We start from the raw sequence: 20905 nt of genomic DNA on the forward strand, positions 1-20905 counted from the left end.
GGGGTGCCCTGGTTGTAACTGCAGTCGGTGTTCTGGGTGGTGGCGCTGTAGGTGGCGGCGTCAGGCGCCGAGCACGTCCAGGGACAGGCGTTTGGCGCGGTCCAGATCGGTGTCGTCGCCGAAGAGTTGGTAGCGGGTGTTGGCAGCGCGCAGATAGGCGTCGATGCGGAAGGCGTCGTCGGCCGGGAAGCGGCTTCCGGCGGCGGACAGTTCGGACTCCAGCAGGTGCAGCCACTCGCGGACGAGGTCGCGGACCGCGTCGGCGACGGGGCCTTCGCGGCGGCCGTATTCGACCGAGGCCGTGGTGATGAAACACCCGCCGGGGAAGACGCCGTCGCGCAGGTAGACGCCCCAGTTGTCGAGCAGGGCGCAGAGCCGGGGCCGCCCCGGGGCGGCGGGCCACGACGGCTCGACGACATGCCGCAGGTACAGGGCGCGGGCCTCCGCGACGGCGGCGATCTGGATGGCCTCCCGGTTGGCGAACACCGTGAGGATGCCGCTCTTGCTGTGCCCGGTCCGGGCGGCGAGCGCGCCGACGGTGATGGCGTCCAGCCCGTGCACGGTCGCGGACATGGCCGCCTGCCGGGCGACTTCACGCCGTGTCCGGTCGCCGCGGGCGCGGCGGCCGTCGGCGCGCGGCGCGGGGGAATCCGCAGCGGAGTCGAGGGTGTCCTGGGCCATCCGCCCATGGTATGCGATCGATCGGTCGTGTAGTGTTCCGCAATAATCACGACCGATCGATCGCATAGTGGGGGCGCAGATCATGGGTGTCGACGGTGTCGGGCTGGACGGCTTTGCGAAACGCGTGATCTCGCTGTCCGGGAGCGAGAAGACCGTCCACGTGGCCGGGGACGGGCCGGCGGTGGTCGTGATGCCGGAAATGCCTGGTATCAGCCCCGACGTCGTGCGCTTCGCCGGGTGGGTGCGCGATGCGGGGTTCACCGTCTACGTGCCCTCGCTCTTCGGTGTCGACGGGGCGTATCCCACCGTCGAGCTCGCCGAGCCGATCCTCAAACGGGCTTGCGTCAGCGCGGAGTTCAGGGCGTTCGCGGGCGGCGGCACGAGTCCGGTGGCGGTGTGGCTGCGCGCGCTGGCCAGGACCGCGCACGACGAGTGCGGCGGACCGGGCGTCGGCGCGGTGGGGATGTGCTTCACCGGCAACTTCGCGCTGAGCATGACGCTGGAACCGGCCGTCATCGCCCCGGTCCTCGGCCAGCCCTCGCTGCCGCTGGACGACCCGGCCGCCCTGGAGCTGTCGCCCGAGGACCAGGCCGCCATCCGCGAGCGGTTCGAGCGCGACGGACTCACCGCACTCGGCCTGCGCTTCGACACCGACAAGTGGTGTACCGGCCAACGCTTCGCCGCCTACGCACAACTGCTCGGCGACCGCTTCGACGGGCGCGTCCTCCCCGGTGAGCGCGCGAACCCCGAACCACCGCCGTTCTTCCGCGACCTGGTCCAGACCCCCCACAGCGTGCTCACCGCTCACCTCGTCGACGAGGACGGCCACCCCACCGTACAGGCCCGCGACGAAGTCCTCGCATTCCTGCGCGCCCGCCTGCTTCCCGGCCACACCACGGCCTGACGGCCTGAGGCAGCCAGGCCCTGTCCGGCCGCAGCCCGCCGACTCCCGTCCCCCGACCGCTTCAGGCGGCGCGAAGCCGCGTCACCCCAGGGTCGCCGTCACCACGGTCGCGTCCAGGTCCTCGCACCACCCCAGGACCGGCGAAAGGCCCGCTTCGCCCGCCACCGCCAACGCCGTCGCCGCCTGGCGCTCACTGGTCTCGAACAGCAGCGCGCCGCCCGGCGCGAGCCACTCGGGCGCCGAGCGGGCGACTCTGCGCAGCACCTCCAGGCCGTCCGCGCCGCCGTCCAGCGCCGGGCGCGCCTCGTGCACCCGCGCCTCCGCGGGCAGCAACTCAATGTCGGCGCTCGGCACATAGGGAACGTTCGCGATCAGCACCTCCACCCGCCCGCGCAACGCACCCGGCAGCGCCTCGAAGAGGTCCCCCTCGTACACCCCGGCCGCCACGCCCGCCAGATTGCGCCGTGCGCACCGAACCGCCGCCGCGTCCACATCCGCCGCGTGCAGCTCCACCGGGTACCCGACCGCCGCCGCCACCGCCGCGCCCAACGCGCCGCTGCCGCAGCACAGATCCACCACCAGCGCGCCCTCACCCACCAGGGCCGCCGCACTGCTCACCAGGAACTCGCTGCGCCGCCGGGGGACGAACACACCCTCGTCGACGCCGATCCGCAGACCGCAGAACTCCGCCCATCCCGCCACGTGTTCCAGCGGTCGGCCCTCGGCCCGACGGCGCACCATCAGCGCCAACTGGGCCGGCGACCCGGCCGCCTCCAACAGGACACGCGCTTCGTCCTCCGCGAACACGCACCCCGCGGCCCGCAACCGGGACGCCACCGAGGAACGCAACAACGAGGAAGAGAAAACCGACACAAGAACCCCTCAGGCAAAGGAAGAATCAACCTGGGGCTTCCCCGGGGGACACGCCACCCCGGCACCGACCAGTCCCATCGCCGTACCCGAGGGGCAACGGCTAGAACAACGGCGCCACAAGGGCCCGACCGCGTACGGGGAGCACCCGCTCCAGCACACCGGACACCGGTCCCACCTCCCCTGATAGCAGACGGTCACAGACAGCTGCCGCCACAGTACACCACCGGCCACCCCGATCCCGGCGGTACAGTGGTCGCACGCCCACTCCGGCTGGGCGGACGCCCGCTCGCCGACGAAGGCCGGGCCCGGAAAGCACCGAAGGAGTCCCACCGTGCCGACAGGCGTGGCCATCCGCGACCCCCGCGAGCAGCTGTTCGACGCCGCCGAACGCGTTCTGCTCCGCGGTGGGCCCAGTGCGCTGACCAGCCGCGCGGTCACCACGGAGGCCGACTGTGCGAAGGGCGTCCTGCACCGGCACTTCGCCGACTTCGACGCCTTCCTCGCCGAGCTCGTCCTGGAGCGCTCCGCCCGCATCCACGGCCAGGCCGCCGACCTGCTGGCCCGGGCCGGCACCGGCACCGTCGCCGAGAACCTCACCGACGCCCTGACCGACCTGTTCGAGTCGGTGGCCGTGGCGATCGTCAGCCTCGTCACCTCCCGTGACAGCCTGCGCGCGCGGCTGCGCGAGTCCATGCCCACCGGTGTCCCGCTGCTCACCGAGGCCACGGCCATGATCGCGTCCTACCTCGCCGCCGAGCGCGAGTTGGGCCGCCTCACGGCCACCAGCGACATCGACGCCCTCGCCCCCACCCTCATCGGCACCGCGCACATGCTCTTCGCCGACCGGACCGGCACCCCGCCGGAGCCCGCAGCCGTCCACCGGGCCGTCGCCACCGTCATCGCCGGCGCCACCCCCCAGCCCGCGAACTGACACGGCGGCGCCGCGCGGGCTGTCGTTCCTCGCGGCGTCGGCGCCTCAGGGCCCGGTTGTGCCCTGCGGGGCGGAGGTGCGGTAGCCGCCCACCGCTCCCGGCGGGACCAGACACGGGAGCAGCCACTCCCACAGGGCCCCCAGCCGGCGCGCCAACTCCTCACCGCCGCAGCCGCTGCCGTGCACCACCTCCAGGCCGCAGGCCGCCGCCACCGCCAGGGACTCCACGCCCACCCCGCCCGAGCGCGCCCGCAGTTCGCCGGCCCGGCGCGCCGAGGCCAGCAGCTCCCGGACCATCTGCGCCCAGACGCCGTGCAGGCCGCCCACGCCGGAGCCCGCAACCGTGACGCCGCCGCTCCACAGCTCCTCCTCCCGCCCCAGTCGGAAGCCCGCCCGCACCACCACGTCCGACTCCAGCACCCGGACGAGCCAGAACCCGGCGTCGATCAGCCCCTGCAGCGGCGACACGCCCGTGCCCGCGGTGCAGCCTCCGCGCACCGCCGTCTCCGCGCGCTCCACCACCGCCCGGGCCAACTCCTCCTTGGAGGCGAAGTGGAAGTACAGCGCCCCCTTCGTCACTCCCGCGGCTCCGGCGATCCCGCCCAGCGTCGCCCCCGCGTACCCCGAGCGGTCGAACTGCGCCGCTCCCGCCTCGACAAGACGCCCCCGCGTCCGCTCCGACCTCTCCTGCATCACGAACCCACAACCCCTCACACCGGAACCACAGAAAAGAGAGGGCCGCCCCTGTCAGGCGACCCCCGTAGCCTCGGCCGCCATCGGCCACACCACCACACACCCGCGTCCGCAGGACATCCCCCACCCGGAGGGGAGGGACGGCCCCGCCGCTACCGCACCTGCACGTACCGTCCGCCGCCGGGCGCCGCCTCACCCGCCACAGCCGCGCCGACCACAGCCGCGCCCGCCGGAGCCGCGCCCGCTGCGCCCGCACCCGCGCCCACCCGCTCCAACGGCCCGTCCGGCGACGCCATCAGGATCGACCGCTGCAACCGCCGCAGATACACCGACGGCTCCATCCCCAACTCCCGCACCAGCGTCCCCCGCAACCGCTGATACACCTCCAACGCCTCACCCCGACGCCCCGACCGGTGCAACGCCACCATGAACTGGCCATGCAGGTTCTCATGCGTCCGATACCGCTCCACCAACACCGTCAACTCCGCCAACAGCACCCGGTGACGCCCCAACCGCAGATCCGCCTCGATCCGCTGGTCCAACGCACACAACCGCGTCTCCTCCAACCGACGCGCCTCCACCCCCAACACCCCGCCCACCACCACATCCTCGAACGCACCACCACCCCACAACCCCAACGCCTCCCCCAACAACCGCGCCCCGCCCGGAAAATCACCCCCGTCCATCGCCCGATACCCCAACCCCGCCAACCGCTCGAACTCCCGAACGTCCACCAACCCCCCACCACTGTTCAACATGTAACCCCCCGGCGACGTCACCAACACGTCCTTCGCACACCCCACCCCACCCCCCGAACCGGCACCCGACCCCGACCCCGGACCACCCTCCGCCAACGCCCGCGCAATCAGATCCCGCAACTGCAGCACATACGTCTGCACCGTCGTCCGCGCACTCCTCGGCGGCCGCCCACCCCACAACTCCTGCGCCAACACCCCCGCCGACACCACCTGATCCGCCCGCAACGCCAACAACCCCAACACCTGCCGCGGCTTCGACGCCGACGGCACCACCGACACCCCACACACCCGAACCCCCAACGCCCCCAACACCCGAACCTCCACAACCACCACCCCAATCACAACAAACCCAGAGAACACGGACACCGGACGTCGAACTCCGGTACGTGGAACGCAGGACACGGGACACGGAACGCGGGAGATGGGAGACCGATGGGACACCGGACGTACCCGGGCGCCGGTCAGCCTCCCCACAACCACCCAGGCGCCTACATCGATTCAAAAACAGGACAGACGGTTTGTCAACACAAAACCGAACGCGCTGTTTGTTTACCTGGCAACAACCTGCCCGGCGCCCAGTGAGCCTTCGCTCCGCCGCACAGCCAGGGCCGTCGCCACCCCGCCGGCCCCGTAACCGGGCCAGGGCGCGACGGGCCATCGGGCGCGAGGAGCCCCGGACGATCAGGCCCGGCCGGACCGGGCTACGGGGCCGGCGCGCCCGCGTAAAGGGCTTGACGTTGCCAACTCCGGCACGCCACTGCGAATTTCTCGACCTCGACCAGAACCCGGTGAACCGCGATGCCGGATTCCCCACGGCACCGCCCGAAACCATTGACCCGACACGAACTGACGCCGTCCGACAGCGCCCGCCAACGCCGGCGGATCCACTCCCAGGACACCCCGAATCGCAGCCGGCAACCGCCCACCGCCGGCCGCAGGCGGGCACGCCTCACCCCGCCCGGACGCCCCCGCGACCGTGCGGTCCAGTGCAGTGCAGGCGCACCGCGAGGCGGCCACCCGGCCTATGCCTCCTCGTCGGCCTCCGGGTCCGCCATCTCCGCGACCACGCGGGCCCCCCGGTCCGCCCCGATGTCCAGCGAACCGAGCACGCCGGGAACCGCCACGCTGGGCATCAGCATCTGGTAGAGGCCGGAGATCCGCCGCTCCAGGTCGGCGCGGCCCGAGAGCTTCTGTGACTGGATCTGCACACCCGTCCAGGCCGCCGTCACCAGCCACGCCGCGTCGGCCGGGGCCACGTGCGGCAACAGCTCGCCGCGCTCCCCCGCCTGCTCCAACAGCTCCTGCAGGCGCGCGATCCACCCCGGGATCGCTCCCCCGCCAAGGTCCCCGAAATCATCCTGTCCCAAGGACAGCCGGGCGCCCGCCGACAACAGCGGGTCGCGCGGCATCAGATACGCCACCACCATTCCGGTGTCCACGAACTCCTGAAGCTTGCAGGCGCGTTCGGGAATGGCGTTCTGGACGAACTGCTCCTCCACCACCCCTTGCGCAAGCTCCCGCTTCGACGCGAAATGGAAATACACCGCCCCCCGGGTCACCCCGGCCCGCGCCACCACCTCGCCGATCGTCGCACCCTCGTAGCCGAACTCGTCGAAGACCGACGCCGCCGCCTCCAGGATCACCCGACGCGTCCGCATCGCCCGTTCCTGCCGCACCACCAGGACCACCCCGCCACACAACCCGAGCAAACCAAACCGACCACCCCGCACCCTACCCATCCGGGACTCCCGGCACCCGGGCGGTGCCGACCCTGGCGCGCCGACCGCCGTCGCCGACACCCGCACAGGCGGCACCTGTGCCCAACCACCCACGAAGGCTCCACCCACCGGACCAAGCGGACGGCGCCCCCTCACTTCCCAGTGGATCGAATACGCAGCATCCAGCTCCCACACCGGCCGAACGTCGGATCAGAACAGACTTTCGCCCCAGGTCACATGGCCTCTGCAGACAGCTCGGACATCTCCAAGGGCAGTCCGCTCGGCACACACCGCAACGGCCCGCTTGCGCTCGGGCGCCAACGAACCTTGCTCCACGCGCCTTGAAAACCAAACCGGAAGGTACGTATCTTACGAGCCCTGAGCCCCCACCCCGCCCATCACGGCCTTCCGGAGTGCTCCCATGACCCTGCTCGCCTACCGCCTCCCCGCCTCCGCGCCCGCCGCCGCCCCCGGCCAGGCGCCCCGGCTGACCACCACGGTGCCCAAGGAATACGTCCACCGCGCCTGCCACGCCGAGGTCTTCCTCACCGGCTGCCGACAGCTGGACGACACCGCCTTCACGGTCACCGCGCAGTGGCCCAGGGCGCACACCTTCTTCACCAGCCCGGACGGGGTGCGGCACGACCCGCTGCAGACCGCCGAGACCGTCCGCCAGGTCGGCCTGTACCTCGCGCACACCCAGTTCGGGGTGCCGCTTGACCACCAGTTCCTGATGTGGAGCCTCGACTACGCGACCCGGCCGCGGCAACTCGCCATCGGCGCCGCGCCCACCGACCTCACGATCGCGGCCACGCTCACGCCGCAGCCGCGCAGGAACCGGTCCACCATCGACTTCCTGCTCACCGCCACCCTGTTCCGGGGGGACCTCGTCGCCGCCACCGGGTCCACCAGGTTCACCACCGTCCCGCCCGCGACCTACCAGCGCCTGCGCGGCCCGCAGCGGGCGGCCCGGCCGGAGCCGCAACCGGCCTCACAGCCGCCGGCCCAGCCGCTGTCGGAGCCGGTGCCGCTCGCGCCCGGCACGGTCGGACGCGTCCACCCCCGGGACGTCATCCTCGCGCCGACCGGGGAGCCGGACACCTGGCACCTGACGCCCAACCCCCGGCACCCCATCCTGTTCGACCACTCCAACGACCACATCCCGGGCATGGTCCTGCTGGAGGCCGCCCGGCAGGCCACCAATGCGCTCACCACACCCACCACCATCACGCCCACCGCGGCCACGACCACCTACCACCGCTACGCCGAACACGACCTCCCGACCGTTGTCACCGCCCGGTTCACCCCGGGCGACGACGCCACCGCGCTGGTCACCACCGTCACGGGACACCAGGGCGGGGAACCGGTCTTCACCACCGTCATCACGGGCACCCCCGAGCACAGCTGACCGCCGGGCCCGCGACCCAGGCCGCCACGGCGCCCGGGAGTCCGTCCGATCGCCCCGACCGGACCGGCTCCCCACCCGCCGGGGCACAACCCGCATCACCCTCCGGCTGGTGAGGTGCAGGCGGCCTGCGCAAGGATGGCGGGGATCGCACCACCTTCACGGGGAGAGGGATGTGGCCGAAGTGGCTTCGGAAAGCATCGAGTTGATTCGTCTCGGCGACCGCCCGGGCAGCAGCGGGCAGAGCGTCGCGGTACGGGTGCGGAGGCCTCCGGCGGACCGCGGCCCGCTCGCCTGCGAGATCACGATCACCACGGGGGTGGTCACGGGGAGGTTCCACGCCGACCTGACTGTTCGTCAACTCGACGAATGGGAGCAGGCGTTGGACAGACTCGACAGGCGTTCCGCCGTCCGCTGGCTGGACGGGGAGCGCGGTCCCGAACTGCGGATTGAACCGACCGGACCCGACGGGGTGTGGGTGACGGTGTCCGACGCCGAGTCCTCCGGCGTCCTGGTACGCCTCGCCCTGACCCCTGCGGCGGGCTGGGTCGACGAGCAACGCGCCCTGCTCGCGCTCGTCCGGGAGGCACTCCCCCGCTAGGCCCTTGTCCGGGCCGGTCCTGGGCCGCCGTCTTCGAACTCCCTTTGTTCACCCGGAGGGTGGGAGTTCGAAGACGGACCGGCGCAGGCGGTCTACCAGCCGCCGGAGGTGGTGACGCCGCCCGAGGAGGTGGACGAGCCGGAGGAGGTGCCGAAACCCCCGGAGGAGGTCGACGTACCGGAGGTCCGGGTCGACGGGAGGTCCGCGCCGGAGGTGCTGATCCGGCCCGGATCCTGCTGCCGGCCCGCCGACTCGGTGGCGGACCACCGGGCGGCGGACGCGGACGCGGGGGCCGACGCGGGTGCCGCCGCCGGGCGCGGGTCCTCCTGGTCGATCCGCAGCACCAGGCTGCGGCCGCCGGGGCTGCCGAGCCGGTCGCGGTCGGTGCAGCGGACCACCTGGCTGCGGGTCCCGGCGCGGTCCTCCCACCGGCCCACGACAGCGCGGATGCTGGGCCCCCAGACGTTCTGGTACTCGTGCTCGACGGCGAGGTCCCAGTCCTCCGCGTCGATCAGCTCGCTGGTTCCAAGGACCCCCGGCACCACCACGGTGCCACCGCCCCGGACGGTCACCACGGCGCGTTGCGGCCACTCGGCCTGCACACCGGTCACCGTGATCCGGTGGGCGCCTCGGTACTTCGGCATCGGTCACTCCCGCAGGTTGGTTCGGCTGTTCCGCACTCCTCCTCCCTAGTACGGCCGGTGGCCGGGCGGGGGTTCACCACCCCCGCCCGGCCACCGTTCGTATGTGGGCCTCGGCCCTGCCTAGAAGTCGAACTTCGCCACCACGGGTGAGTGGTCGGACGGCTTGCCGTGCGACGCGGCCGGGTGGGCCTCCGCCATGCTGGGCAGCGCGTCGAGGCCGGTGGAGACCTCCTTGAACCTGGCCAGCAGCGAGTGGCTGATCAGGAGGTGGTCGATCAGCTCGTGCTGCCCCTCGAAGACGCGGGAGAAGCCGCCCTGCTCCAGGATCCTCGGGGCCAGGTTCCACAGCCGCCTGGCGTCGTTGTGCGGGTCCGGGTGGTCGAAGCCGGCGCTGCCCATCTGGGAGCCGGGCGGGCCGTAGAGGATCTGGGTGGTGGCGGCCTGCCACCCGTCGTTGAGGTCGCCCATCAGGATGACGTCACGGTTGGTGCCGTCGCCCTGGAGCAGCTGGTCGGCCAGCTCCCGCATCGCGACGGCCTCCGCGCTGCGCCGAAAGAGCGCGTACGCGCCGACCCGGGCACGCAGGCCCTCGTCATGGGTGCTGTGCTGGTTGCCGGGGAAGGTCAGCAGCTTCGACTTCAGGTGGCAGACGGCCACGTCCAGGGTGTGGCCGGGCGTCGGCTCCACCGTCACGGCCAGGCCGCCGCGGCCCATCTCGTGAACGGGCTCGCCGTCGTCATCGACCTGGATGGCGCGGAGGCGGGCGGGAAAGGCCACGTGCTGCCGGACGTTGGTGAGCGGCCAACGGCTGATGACGCCGACCCGGATGCCCCGGGGGTCGGGGTGGTCCGACACGGCGGTGTGCCAGGTGCCCGGCAGCTTGGCCACCAGGTCGTCCAACGGCTCCTGGCCGCCCACCTCCTGCACACCGAGCAGGTCCGGCCCGAGCCCGCTGATGACCTCGGCCAGGGCGGCGACCTTGGCGTCGTAGGTCGCCTGGTCCTTGGCGGCGCACTTGTCGGGGTCCGGCGGGCTACCGGGCGGCAGCGGTCGGCAGAAGTTCTCCAGATTCCAGGTCCCGATGATCGCACTCACGGCTGCTCCCGTCGGTCATCGGCCGACGCCATCGCCGACCTCCGCACCCCTTATCCCCCGGCCCGGTCCTGATCCCCGGGAACGCGCCCGGCGCCGGCTCGCCCCTTCACCCGCGTGCAGGCGCCACCGGGGTCTCGGAGTCGGGCACGCGGAGCCGGGCACGCGGACGGCGGGCGGGCCCCCGCTCCGCTGCCCGCAGGGGCGGCCGGTCGTCCCGTCCCGTCGTCGCCGTTCGCCCCGCCGCCCGGCTACCGGCCGCCGCGCAGTTGGGTCGGCGCCGACGGGCCGGGAACGTCGGGCGGGCGCTCGTCGTCGACGGCCGTGTCCTCGTGGTAGCGGACGCATTCGGCCGACGCGAAGACCTCCAGGTTGTCGTTCGGGTAGAGCACGACGCCGGCCCGGACCGCGACCTTGTCCTGCGTCGCCGGGGCCTCCAGCCGCAGGCTCGCCTCGCCGCCGGAGACGTCGTACGAAACGGTCTTCCAGCCGGCCGCCTCCAGCGTCCGCCGCGCTCGCGCGATCGCGTCGACGGCCTGCTCGCGCGTCACGCCGGCGAGTGCCCAGCTCTCGTGGACGGCGGCGGTGCCGGGCTCGCGCGGCGGCGAGTCGGCGAGGGTGTCGGGGAAGTTCGCAAGGCCGCGGGGGTGGCAGTCGTAGATGGAGGCCTTGATCCCGGCGCCCGGCCAGGTGGGGTTGAGCTTCGCGTCCGGAAGGCGGAGCCCGTCGTAGATCGTCTGTGTCCGCGCGTCCAGCCGTTGGGCGACGGCGACGGGGTCGGCGCTGGGGAACGGCTCGCCCCGCCAGAGGTCGGCGAACCGCATACCCCCGAGGATCAGCGCTCCCGTCAGAACCACTCCGACCCCCAGGGTCTTTCCCAGGGCCCGCCTACTGCTTCGATCACTGGACATGCCGGCGATCCTGCCGCACCCCCGGGACCGTTCGCCTGAGTACCGGTACTCAACCCGCGGGGCGTCAGGTACCGGGCTGAGCCGCCTCCCGCGGATCAGGGAGACTCCGGTCGGGCGGGCCGAGCGGGCCGACCGCTCCGGAAAACGGTTCGCCCCCGCTCGCCTCGCCCGCTAGCGTTCCGAGCGTGCACGCGCTGCGTGGGCCCGTTGAGACCTGTGTGCGGGCCGACCAGGCAGTTCTTTACGTCGAGAGTGGGTTTCGTCCATGGCATCCCGTTTCAGTGAGCTCGTGATCAAGTGTCACGACCCCGAGGTGCTGGCGCGGTTCTGGTGCGAGGTCCTGGACTTCGTGGAGCTCGACCGCGAGGCGGAGGTCTACATCGAGATCGGTCCGCGCGAGGGGTTCGGCGGCGCGCAGCCGACGCTCTTCCTCATCCGCCACGACAAGCCGACGGACACGCGCACCCGGCTGCACATCGACGTCAACCCGACCGACCGCGATCAGGACGCCGAGCTCGAGCGCCTCCTGGCCCTCGGAGCCGAGCTCGTCGACGTCGGTCAGCCGGCGGACGCGTCCTGGCACGTCCTCGCCGATCCGGAGGGCAACGAGTTCTGCCTGCTCAAGCGGCGCCTCGACCCGCTCTGACGGTTCTCGCCCACACGGCCGAACCCGACCGGGCGCGACCAGGCCCGACGCGCTGACGGTTTCCGGTCGGGTCGGCAGCCCAGGAAAGGTTCGGGAGCACCCTGCCCATGGCCGATACGTTCACGGCGAAGGCCACCTACGGCCAGGTCTTCGCGGTCACCCAGTTCCGTGCCGTGTTCGCGGGGCGACTGCTCGGCGTCATGTCGGACACGCTGCGGTCCGTCGCACTGGCGGTGCTGGTGTTCGAGCGGACCAGCTCTCCGTTGCTGACGGCGATGGCGATGACGATCGGCTTCCTCCCCCAGGCCGTGGGCGGCCTGTTCCTCGCCGCGATGGCGGACCGGTTCCCGCCGCGGACCCTCATCACCACCGGCTACGCCCTCCAGAGCGCGGTCGGGCTGCTGCTGGCGTCCGGGCGCCTCCCGGTCGCGGCCGGCCTGGTCCTCGTCGCGGGCACGGCCTGTCTGACGCCGGTCACCACCGGGGCCACGGGCCGGGTCCTGGCGGGGATCCTCACCGGCGACACCTACGTGCTCGGGCGTTCGCTGTCCTACCTCGTCGCGGTGTCGGCGCAGCTGGTGGGCATGGCCGCCGGTGGCGCGCTGGTCGTGTGGTTGGGCGTGGACCGGACGATGCTGGTCACCGCCGGGGCGCACCTGATCGCTGCGGTGATCAGCCGTCTGTTCCTGGCGTGCACCGAGACGGTCCGCGCGGGCGGGTCGGTCGTGCCGGGCGGGTCGGCGGTGCCGGTCGGGTCGCCCGTGTCCGGTGGGTCGATAGTGCGGAAGACCCTGCGGGGTAACGCCGCGCTCCTCGCCGCCCCCGGGGTGCTCAAGCTGATCATGGTCCAGTGCCTGCCCGCCGCGTACCTGGCCGCGGCCGGAAGCCTGCTCATCCCGTACTCCGCGCACCGTGCGTTCAGCCCCACCCAGACCGGCATCCTCCTGGCGGCCACGTCGCTCGGCATGCTCGTCGGCGACGTCGTGGTCGGGCGGGCGTTCGCGCCCGCCACCCGCGAACGGCTCGTCCTGCCACTGCTGCTGGTGATGGGCACACCCACGATCACGCTCGTCCTGGACCTGCCGTATCCGGGGGTCGCCGCGGCGTACGCGATCACCGGCGTGGGCTCCGCCTACCTTCTCGGCCTGCAGCGACGCTTCCTGGAGGCGGTCCCGTCCGACCTCCAGGGGCAGGGTTTCGCACTGCTCAACACCACCACCATGACCATCCAGGGCATCGGTCCGCTGGTCTTCGGCGTGTTCGCGGAGTTCCTCCCGGTCGGCCTCGCGATCGCCCTGACCGGGGTGGGCAGCGTGACCACCACGCTCCTCCTGCGCGACGCGATCCGCCCCCGCACGTCCGGCTGACGCCCCTGGGCCTCGGGAGTGCGGACACGACGCCATGATGCCCGCGATCATGACGAGCCCGGCAGCCGGGGTGGAGCGGCGGAACGCCGCCGCCGGCCATCCACGCCTGAGCCTGCGCCTGCGCCCGTGGTGCCCGGGCGGGACCGACCGGGGGATCCTCCCGGCGGCACGGTTCGCCGCCGCCGGGGTGTCCGCGTCCGTTGTGCTCTGCTGACGGAGGACGCCCGCTCGCGGCGTCACCCGAGCGCCCCCTCGGCCCCTTCCGCGCCGTCTCCTGAGGAGTACCCCCATGCCCCGACCGTCCCGCCTCGCCCGGCTGTACGGTGCAGCCCCGGCCGCCTGCTTCGCGCTGGCGCTGCTGGCGGCCACTCCGGCCGTCGCCGTCGAGCCACCGCTCTCGCAGCCCCGGATCGTCGCCCACTTCGACCTGGCCCAGGGCCTCCAGCCCGAGAACATCGCGGTGGAGCCCGACGGCTCGGTGGACCTCACCTTCTCCTTCGCCCGACAGCTCGGCCGGGTCGACCGCGACGGGCACCTCACCGTCCTGGCGACCCTGCCGGCCCCGGCGCATCCGGCCACCCCGCTGCTCGGCGCGGCCGTGGTCTCCGGCCTTGCCCGCGCCCACGACGGCACCCTCTACTTCGCCTACGCCACCGGCACCGAGGACCTGACCGGCGTGTGGCGGCTCTGCCCCGGCGGAGAGCCCGAGCGGATCTCCGCCTTCCCGTCGAACAGCCTGCCCAACGGCCTCGCGCTCGACGAGCAGGCGGGCCTGCTCTACTCCGCCGACTCGGCGCTCGGCCTGGTCCGGACCGTCCCCGTGGACGGCGGCGTCCCGACGGTCTGGTCCGACGACGCCCTGCTGAAGCCCGCCACCGCCTTCGGCGCCAACGGACTCAAGCTGCACGGCGGCGCCGTCTGGGTCGGCAACACCGACACCGGCGCACTGCTGCGCATCCCGATCGGCGCGGACGGCGCCGCCGGCCCGGTCGAGACCCGCGCCACCGGGCTCGGCGGCCTCGACGACTTCGCCTTCCCCGGCCCCGGCGACGAGCTGATCGCCGCCCTGAACCCCGCCAGTGAGGCCGTACTCATCACCGCCGACGGCGGCCACCGCACCGTCCTCACCGCGCAGGACGGCCTGTCCAATCCCACCTCGGTCGGCATCCACGGGAACACGGTGTACGTACCGAGCGCGGCGTTCTTCACCCTGACCGACCCCAACCTGCTGGCCGCGACCCTCGAACGGTAGACCGGGCGGCCCGGCGGGGCGAGCCCGACCGGGCCGCGGAACGCCTCCGGCTGTCGGTGCCGCATGCCATGCTGCCGGGCAGCGGCGGACGGCCACGGGAAGCAGGGGTTGAGCGCGATGGGTTTCGAGGACCAGATCTGGCGGCTGGAACGCCAGGGCGAGTTGGTGGGCGAGATCGTCATCGAGGAGTCCGACTTCCCGTGGCTTCACGGGCGCTTCCTACCAGGACCGGCGTTCCCCGCGATGGAGCCGGTCTTCACCCGGTCACTGGCCCTGTCCGAGGCGGAGGACCGGGATGCCTTCGACACCGCGTACGAGGAGATCGCGAAGACCGTGTCACTGGCCTCCCCCTCGGGTCCGGTCGCCGAGTTCCTGCTGCACATCCAGGGCGGCACCGCCTGGTTCCGATGGAGCGACGACCCGTTCGACGAGTAGGAGCTGTCCGCGGGCAAGCGGTCCGGCTGAGACGGGTAGCCGGGTAGCCGGGTCACGTTGCCGTGACCCGGCCCCAGCTGCCGGAGCGTTGGATCACATCTCCCGCCGGGTGGTTGGCCAGGGGATCTCCTGAAGAACGTCCTCAGGAGTCGGCACCGCGTCCGGGTAGTGCTGACGGATCTCCCGGACTACCGAGGAATCCGCGGTGCAGAGGTCCCAACTCGTGCTGTCGAACTCCCGCAGCACCACCCTCAGCTCATCGCCTGCGTACCCCGCGAAGTCTCCATCAACAAACTGAAGGTCCGGCGCAGCCAGCGCCAGTAGCTCCAGGGTGCCGATCCCGGCGCCGGAGGAAGCCTTCTCGATCTCGGCAAACCTGGCGACCAGTCGAGCATCGTCGATCCGCACCTTCCATGTGAGGCCGAGTCCAAAGCTCCCAAGGCGCACAAGGAGTTCCGCCAGCGTGACGTAGTGCGGATCGGATGGGCGGTCCTGCCCAGGAGGACGGTCCCGCCAGGCCGCGAAGGTGATCGACTGAAATGCGCCAGGGGGCCGTGCCATCGATGCGGGGTCCTTTCGCTTGGGAGGATCGGCGTGCTCTCACATCATGATCTTCATCGACCGCGGCTGCAGATCATTTTGAAACCGTCAGCTCGTCCGCAGGCACTCGCAAGACCTGGTGCGGATACGAGTCGCGCCCCGAAAAGGACGTTTGAGCCGGCATCGGGCTCGGCACGGTGGGGTCGCGTACCGGGCAGCCGGGTTGGGGCTTCGTCGGCGCGGCTCAGGGGATTCGCCACTCCTGGGACTTGTTGCCGGGGGTGCAGGTCTTCATGGTGACCGGGTTGCCCGTGCCGTTGTCGGTCAGGCAGGACTGGCCCATGTAGTCGCGGAGGGTGTAGGAGCCGGGGGTGGTGGCGGCGGTCAGTGTCCAGTTCGTCAGGAAGCTGAAGCCGCCGCTGAGGTCCACCCTTCCGTCGGTCTCCTGGACGAGTTCGGGGGAGCTCATGCTGCACGGGTTGAGGTGGTACCAGCTGCTCGGCTGGGAGCGCACCCAGCCGTAGGCGGTCGCGCCGCCCATGACCGCGGCGTTGCCCCCGGACAGGTTGTTGTTGGCGAGGCCGAGTTTCTGGCCGTCGCCGACGTTGACGATGTAGCCCCAGTTGGTGCCGCCGCAGCCCTGGGGCACGGCGGGGGTCTGCGGCTGGGGGGCGGGGGCCTGGGTGGCCGCGGGTGGGGCCGGGTTGGCGGCGGGCGGGGCCGGGGTGGTGGGTGGCGCCGGGGTCGCCGCCGCTCCGCCCGGGTTGGGTGACTGCTTCACCGGCTGGTTCCCGGTGCTCGCGGCGGCGCCCGGAGTCGGCGGCTGGGTCGGCGGGGGGAGGGTGCCGGCCGGAGGCGGGGTCGGCGCGGCCGTGGGGGTGGGCGCGGCGGCGGCCGGGGCCGAGGTGCCGGTGGGCGGGGGCGTGGCCGGCGGCGGGGTGCCCGCGCCCGCCGTCAGCGTGGCGGCCGGGGCCGGCTGCGGATCGACCGCCTTCGCCTCGGAGCGGAAGGGGGCCTTCTCGATCAACACCGCGGTACCCGCGCCCACCGTGAAGATCACCGGGACGATCACGGGTATCAGGATGCGGCGGCGCCTCCGGCCGGGCACGGTCTGCGCGACGGCGGGTACCGGGGCGGGGGTCGCGGCCTTGCCGGCCTCGGCCGCCACCGGCGCGACGGCGGCAGCAGCCGCGGGAGGAGCGGCGGGCCGCGGTCCGACCGTCGGCCCTTCGCCGATCGCCGCCCGCGCCGCGGCGGCCATCTCCGCCGCGTCGGCGAAGCGCTCCTCGGGGCTCTTGGCCAGGGCGGTGGCGACGAAGTCGCGGACGGCCTGCGGGAGGGACTCCGGGAGGCCGGGCGCGGGCTCCCGGAGGTGCTTGAGCGCGACCTCCAGCACGCTCTCACCGGTGAACGGCGTTTCGCCGGTGAGCAGTTCGTAGCCGACGACACCGATCGAGTAGAGGTCGGAGGCCGGGGTGGTGGCCTTGCCCTCGGCCTGTTCGGGGGCCATGTAGAGGGCGGTGCCGATCACCGCGTGGGAGGCGGTGAGCCTGCTGCTCGCCAGGGCGCGCGCGATGCCGAAGTCGGTCACCGTCACCCGGCCGTCCGCGCGGAGCATCAGGTTGGACGGCTTGAGGTCGCGGTGCACGATGTCCTGCCGGTGGGCGGCGTGCAGCGCGTCCAGCGCGGTGGCGAGGAGGCCGAGGGCCCGTTCGGCGGGCATCGGGCCGTCCTCGGCGAGGACCGTGTTCAGCGGCCGCCCCTCGACGAGTTCCATGACGATGTAGGCGACCTGGTCCTCGGAGTCGTCCTCGCTCTCGCCGTAGTCGTGGACGTCCACGATCCCGGGGTGCTTGAGCGCGGCGAGCAGCTGGGCCTCCCGGCGGAACCGCCGGGCGAAGGTGCCATCCTCCGACAGTCCGGGGTGCAGGATCTTGACCGCGACCTGCCTCGCCAGCACGGAGTCGTCGGCGCGCCAGACGGCTCCCATTCCCCCGCCGCCGATCCGCTCGGTCAGCGTGTAGCGCCCGCCGAGCACGCTCCCGCGACCACTCATGCCCGCCCCCTTGTCATGCCCGCCCCCGCGGGTCGTCACAGCCGCACAGTCTGCCATCGGGCTCCGGGCACCTGGCCCGTGCCGCGGAAGGGCCCTGACGGACCTTCACCCGGCGCCCATCATCCCCGGCACACTGACGAACCCCGGAGGCCGGGGGCCTCTTCGGTCGATCTTGGCTGATCGGCGCCGGTCTGCGCCAGCCCTGACGACCACGAACATCCCGGGCGGACCACGGGCGACCCACCGACGACCCGACAGCGGACCAACGGCGGCCCGACGGCGGACCGGTCGGCCCCGGCTGCCCACGTCCGCGCCCGCGCCCGCGCCGAGCCGTCCGGTCGGCTCACCCCGCGCGGTCCGGATCCGCCGGCAGCCAGCGCAGGGCGAACCACAACTCCATCCGCAGCTCCGCGTCCTGGAGGTCCACGCCCAGCAACTCCCCCACCCGGGCCATGCGCTGGCGCACCGTGTTGCGGTGGAGCTGGAGCGCGGCGGCCGTCCGGTCCCAACTGCCGTGCAGGGAGAGCCAGGTGCGCAGCGTCTCGAGCAGCACCTCGGGGCCCGGCGCGCCGGCCGCGGCCAGCGGGGCGAACCGGGCCCGGGCCAGGTCCGCCGCGTCCTCGGGGGTGACCAGGGCGTGTACGCTCCGCTCGCCCGCCTCCCGGTGCCGGACGGCGGGTTCGCCGGTGGCCAGCGCCCGGCGCAGGGCTCGTTCGGCCTGGAGGTCGGCGGTGCGCAGCGCCGTGCCGGGGGCGGGCGCGCTGTAGCCGAGGGTCCAGCCGAGCCGGGCGGCCGGTTCGGGGTCGGCGGCCGGATCCACCGGGGGCCGACCCGGGATCAGCGCCCGAAGCCGGGCGCCGTCCACGTCCAGGTACGGGGTGCCCAGCGCGGTGCCCAGGGCGGCGAGCTGCACGGCGTCGCCGCCGGGGCGGGCCGTGCCGGTGAGGCGGCCGTGCACCACGACCCAGTGGCCCTCGGACGGCGCGTCGTCGGGCAGCAGGGTCGGGGCCACCTCCGCCGGGTCGGCGCCGAGCAGCAGCCGGACCAGCGCTCCGGCGCTGCGGGCGTCCGCGCCCAGCACGTGGCGGGGGCTGGTGAGCAGCGACAGCAGGACGACGGCGACGCCGGCCACCGAGCGGTGGACCGCGGTCGGCGGCTCGGTGGCCGCGGTGGCCAGGGCGAGCGGCCCGCCGCCGCCGTCCGAACCGGGCAGGGTGCGCAGGGTGAGGTGTCCACCGGCGTGGTGCTGGGCCGCCGCGCCGGGCGGCCGGGTGCGCCCGCCGGTGGTGCGGGCGCGGCCGGTGGTGCGGGCGGCGAGGGCACGCAGCTCGGCCAGGACGGGCTCGGCGGGCCTCGGTCCGGCGCTGAAGAGCTCGCCGCCCCGGGCGTCGAGCAGGACCGTCCACGCCCCGAGGTGGACGGCGAGCTGGTGCAGCACGGCGCGCAGCGCGTCCGGGCGGGCGGCGGCGGAGGCGAGCGCGGACTGCGCCTCGGAGATCTGCCGCAGGCCGAGGGCGCGGTCGGCGAGCAGGTCGGCCGGAGGCACGGCGGGGGTGCCGGGGGCGGGGGCATGGCTCGGGGTGGTCGGCACGTCCGGTCCTCCGGGAGGGGTTCTGCACTTACGGCTCTGCACGCACGGCCCTTCACAGGCAGCCCTGCACGCACGATCCGTCACACCTGGCCCTGTACGCATGGTTTTGCACACCGGCCCTCACGATATTGGACGAAAGCAGCACTTCTGCACCCTCGGCGGCCCGGTTTAGTTTCGTTCCGCCCCCGGGGCCGCCGTCTCCGACCCCGGCCGGTACCCCCACCCACAGCGCCTGGCCCGCACCCGCTCCCACAGCGCGGGCCGGGCCGGATCGGAGGACCCGTGACCGTCGACTACGTGGTGATGATCGGATACCTGCTGGGCATCGTCGGAGTCGGCTGGTGGGGCAGGAGACGCGCCTCCTCCAAGGCCGACTTCCTGGTCGCCGGCCGCCGCCTCGGTCCGCTGATGTACACCGGCACGATGGCCGCCGTCGTCCTGGGCGGCGCCTCCACCATCGGCGGGGTCCGGCTCGGCTACACCTACGGGCTGTCAGGTGCCTGGATGGTGTTCGCGATCGGGCTCGGCCTGCTGGCGCTGAGCGTCCTCTTCTCGGCCCGGATCGCCCGGCTGCGGGTGTACACCGTCGCCGAGATGCTGTCGCTGCGCTACGGCGGCGCGGCGAGCCTCATCTCGGGCGTGGTGATGTGGATCTACACGCTGATGCTCGCGGTGACCTCGACGATCGCCTACGCCAGCGTCTTCGACGTCCTGTTCGACGTGCCGCGCTGGGCCGCCGTGGTGATCGGCGGGACGATCGTGGTCGGCTACTCGGCGCTCGGCGGGATGTGGTCGATCACGCTCACCGACATGGTGCAGTTCGTGGTGAAGAGCATCGGCGTGCTGTTCCTGCTGCTGCCGATCGCCCTGGCGAAGGCCGGCGGCCTCGCCCGGCTGAAGGCCGAACTCCCCTCCGGGTACTTCTCGTTCGGCTCGATCGGCGGCGAGACCATCTTCACCTATGTGCTGATATACACCTTCGGCATGCTGATCGGCCAGGACATCTGGCAGCGGGTGTTCACCGCCCGCACCGACCGGGTGGCCTCGTACGGCGGCACGGTGGCCGGCGTCTACTGCCTGGTGTACGGGCTCGCCGGCGCCCTGATCGGGATGGCCACCAAGGCGCTCTACCCGCAGCTGGCCGGCGCGGACGGCGCGTTCGCGACGATCGTCAAGGGCGCGCTGCCGGCCGGCGTCCGGGGGCTGGTGCTGGCGGCGGCGCTGTCCGCGATGATGTCCACCGCGAGCGGGGCGCTGATCGCCTCGGCGACCGTCGCCAACAACGACATCTGGGCCCGGCTGCGCGGCCTCGGCGGTGGCGGCGCGGCGCTCACGGGCGGCGGTGGCGGCGCGGCGCTCCCGGGCGGCGGCGCCGCGGGGAGCGACCATGACGAGGTGCGCTCGAACCGGATCGCGATCATGCTGCTCGGCGCGGTGTCGATCGGGGTGGCCTGCGCGCTGGACGACGTGATCTCGGCCCTGACGGTCGCCTACAACCTGCTGGTCGGCGGCCTGCTGGTGCCGATCCTCGGCGGGCTGGTCTGGCGGCGCGGGAACGTGCAGGGGGCGCTCGCCTCGATGGTCGCGGGCGGCGTCACCGTGATCACCCTGATGGCCACCCGGGGTGTGCTGGCCAACGAGCCGATCTACTACGGCCTCGCCGTCAGCCTCGGCGCCTACCTGGTGGTCAGCCTCGCCACCCGGCCCACCGACGCCGGGGTGCTGGAGCGGTGGCGCGGCCGGCTCGCCGGGCGCACCGAGGCGCCGGCCAGCCCCGAGCCCGCGACCGCCGCGCTCTGAGCGCCCA

The 20905-nt window shown here is 73.0% G+C and carries 20 protein-coding genes; 9 read left to right on the forward strand and 11 right to left on the reverse strand.

Features of this window, described 5'->3' with window-relative positions; all coding sequences use genetic code 11:
• Nucleotides 1–60: 60 nt before the first annotated feature.
• On the reverse strand, nt 61–681 hold the full coding sequence (locus tag ACIGZJ_RS27630; RefSeq protein ID WP_396459763.1) for a TetR/AcrR family transcriptional regulator: 621 nt from the start codon (nt 679–681) through the stop codon (nt 61–63).
• An 82-nt stretch (nt 682–763) separates the two neighbouring features.
• On the opposite strand from ACIGZJ_RS27630, the gene ACIGZJ_RS27635 reads away from it, so the two are divergent.
• On the forward strand, nt 764–1585 hold the full coding sequence (locus tag ACIGZJ_RS27635) for a dienelactone hydrolase family protein (RefSeq protein ID WP_396459764.1): 822 nt from the start codon (nt 764–766) through the stop codon (nt 1583–1585).
• An 81-nt stretch (nt 1586–1666) separates the two neighbouring features.
• On the opposite strand, the gene ACIGZJ_RS27640 is transcribed toward ACIGZJ_RS27635, so the two are convergent.
• Entirely contained in the window at nt 1667–2458 is a 792-nt protein-coding gene (locus ACIGZJ_RS27640) for a putative protein N(5)-glutamine methyltransferase (protein ID WP_396459765.1), read from the reverse strand.
• A 331-nt stretch (nt 2459–2789) separates the two neighbouring features.
• Here ACIGZJ_RS27640 and ACIGZJ_RS27645 point away from each other — a divergent pair, with 331 nt between their 5' ends.
• A complete protein-coding gene (locus ACIGZJ_RS27645) occupies nt 2790–3389 on the forward strand; it encodes a TetR/AcrR family transcriptional regulator (RefSeq protein ID WP_396459766.1) in 600 nt (199 codons plus the stop codon).
• A 45-nt stretch (nt 3390–3434) separates the two neighbouring features.
• Here the strand turns inward: ACIGZJ_RS27645 and ACIGZJ_RS27650 are convergent, their stop codons facing one another.
• From ACIGZJ_RS27650 to ACIGZJ_RS27660, 3 genes are all read right to left on the reverse strand, one after another.
• A complete protein-coding gene (locus ACIGZJ_RS27650; protein ID WP_396459848.1) occupies nt 3435–4082 on the reverse strand; it encodes a ScbR family autoregulator-binding transcription factor in 648 nt (215 codons plus the stop codon).
• A gap of 152 nt (nt 4083–4234) precedes the next feature.
• Nucleotides 4235–5164 (reverse strand): BTAD domain-containing putative transcriptional regulator, encoded by a 930-nt coding sequence (locus ACIGZJ_RS27655; protein ID WP_396459849.1) that lies wholly within the window; start codon nt 5162–5164, stop codon nt 4235–4237.
• A 698-nt stretch (nt 5165–5862) separates the two neighbouring features.
• Complete coding sequence (locus ACIGZJ_RS27660; RefSeq protein WP_396459767.1) at nt 5863–6528, reverse strand: ScbR family autoregulator-binding transcription factor; 666 nt, start codon at nt 6526–6528, stop codon at nt 5863–5865.
• Nucleotides 6529–6979: 451 nt separating this feature from the next.
• On the opposite strand from ACIGZJ_RS27660, the gene ACIGZJ_RS27665 reads away from it, so the two are divergent.
• Nucleotides 6980–7966, forward strand: a complete 987-nt coding sequence (locus tag ACIGZJ_RS27665; protein ID WP_396459768.1) for a ScbA/BarX family gamma-butyrolactone biosynthesis protein — start codon at nt 6980–6982, stop codon at nt 7964–7966.
• A 181-nt stretch (nt 7967–8147) separates the two neighbouring features.
• Nucleotides 8148–8564, forward strand: coding sequence for a DUF5959 family protein (locus tag ACIGZJ_RS27670; RefSeq protein ID WP_396459769.1), 417 nt, complete (start codon nt 8148–8150; stop codon nt 8562–8564).
• 92 nt (nt 8565–8656) lie between these two features.
• On the opposite strand, the gene ACIGZJ_RS27675 is transcribed toward ACIGZJ_RS27670, so the two are convergent.
• The 3 genes from ACIGZJ_RS27675 to ACIGZJ_RS27685 form a co-directional block, all read right to left on the reverse strand.
• Nucleotides 8657–9208, reverse strand: a complete 552-nt coding sequence (locus tag ACIGZJ_RS27675) for a hypothetical protein (RefSeq protein ID WP_396459770.1) — start codon at nt 9206–9208, stop codon at nt 8657–8659.
• Nucleotides 9209–9328: 120 nt separating this feature from the next.
• A complete protein-coding gene (locus tag ACIGZJ_RS27680) occupies nt 9329–10303 on the reverse strand; it encodes an endonuclease/exonuclease/phosphatase family protein (protein ID WP_396459771.1) in 975 nt (324 codons plus the stop codon).
• 248 nt (nt 10304–10551) lie between these two features.
• A complete protein-coding gene (locus ACIGZJ_RS27685; RefSeq protein WP_396459772.1) occupies nt 10552–11124 on the reverse strand; it encodes a hypothetical protein in 573 nt (190 codons plus the stop codon).
• Nucleotides 11125–11476: 352 nt separating this feature from the next.
• Here ACIGZJ_RS27685 and ACIGZJ_RS27690 point away from each other — a divergent pair, with 352 nt between their 5' ends.
• The 4 genes from ACIGZJ_RS27690 (at nt 11477) to ACIGZJ_RS27705 (ending at nt 14911) form a co-directional block, all read left to right on the forward strand.
• Complete coding sequence (locus tag ACIGZJ_RS27690) at nt 11477–11857, forward strand: VOC family protein (protein ID WP_396459773.1); 381 nt, start codon at nt 11477–11479, stop codon at nt 11855–11857.
• Between the two features lie 107 nt (nt 11858–11964).
• The gene (locus tag ACIGZJ_RS27695; RefSeq protein ID WP_396459774.1) at nt 11965–13224 is read left to right on the forward strand and encodes an MFS transporter; all 1260 of its coding nucleotides are present in this window, start codon (nt 11965–11967) and stop codon (nt 13222–13224) included.
• 289 nt (nt 13225–13513) lie between these two features.
• Complete coding sequence (locus ACIGZJ_RS27700) at nt 13514–14476, forward strand: hypothetical protein (protein ID WP_396459775.1); 963 nt, start codon at nt 13514–13516, stop codon at nt 14474–14476.
• Between the two features lie 117 nt (nt 14477–14593).
• Nucleotides 14594–14911: a hypothetical protein gene (locus ACIGZJ_RS27705; protein ID WP_396459776.1), complete on the forward strand. Its 318-nt coding sequence runs from the start codon at nt 14594–14596 to the stop codon at nt 14909–14911.
• A gap of 93 nt (nt 14912–15004) precedes the next feature.
• On the opposite strand, the gene ACIGZJ_RS27710 is transcribed toward ACIGZJ_RS27705, so the two are convergent.
• From ACIGZJ_RS27710 to ACIGZJ_RS27720, 3 genes are all read right to left on the reverse strand, one after another.
• A complete protein-coding gene (locus ACIGZJ_RS27710; RefSeq protein ID WP_392940999.1) occupies nt 15005–15472 on the reverse strand; it encodes a hypothetical protein in 468 nt (155 codons plus the stop codon).
• Nucleotides 15473–15695: 223 nt separating this feature from the next.
• Entirely contained in the window at nt 15696–17507 is a 1812-nt protein-coding gene (locus ACIGZJ_RS27715; RefSeq protein WP_396459777.1) for a protein kinase, read from the reverse strand.
• A 343-nt stretch (nt 17508–17850) separates the two neighbouring features.
• On the reverse strand, nt 17851–19098 hold the full coding sequence (locus tag ACIGZJ_RS27720) for a PucR family transcriptional regulator (protein ID WP_396459778.1): 1248 nt from the start codon (nt 19096–19098) through the stop codon (nt 17851–17853).
• 282 nt (nt 19099–19380) lie between these two features.
• Here ACIGZJ_RS27720 and ACIGZJ_RS27725 point away from each other — a divergent pair, with 282 nt between their 5' ends.
• Nucleotides 19381–20898, forward strand: a complete 1518-nt coding sequence (locus ACIGZJ_RS27725; RefSeq protein WP_396459779.1) for a sodium:solute symporter — start codon at nt 19381–19383, stop codon at nt 20896–20898.
• Nucleotides 20899–20905 lie beyond the last annotated feature (7 nt).

The organism is Kitasatospora sp. NPDC052868 (assembly GCF_044547105.1).
GTDB lineage: Bacteria > Actinomycetota > Actinomycetes > Streptomycetales > Streptomycetaceae > Kitasatospora.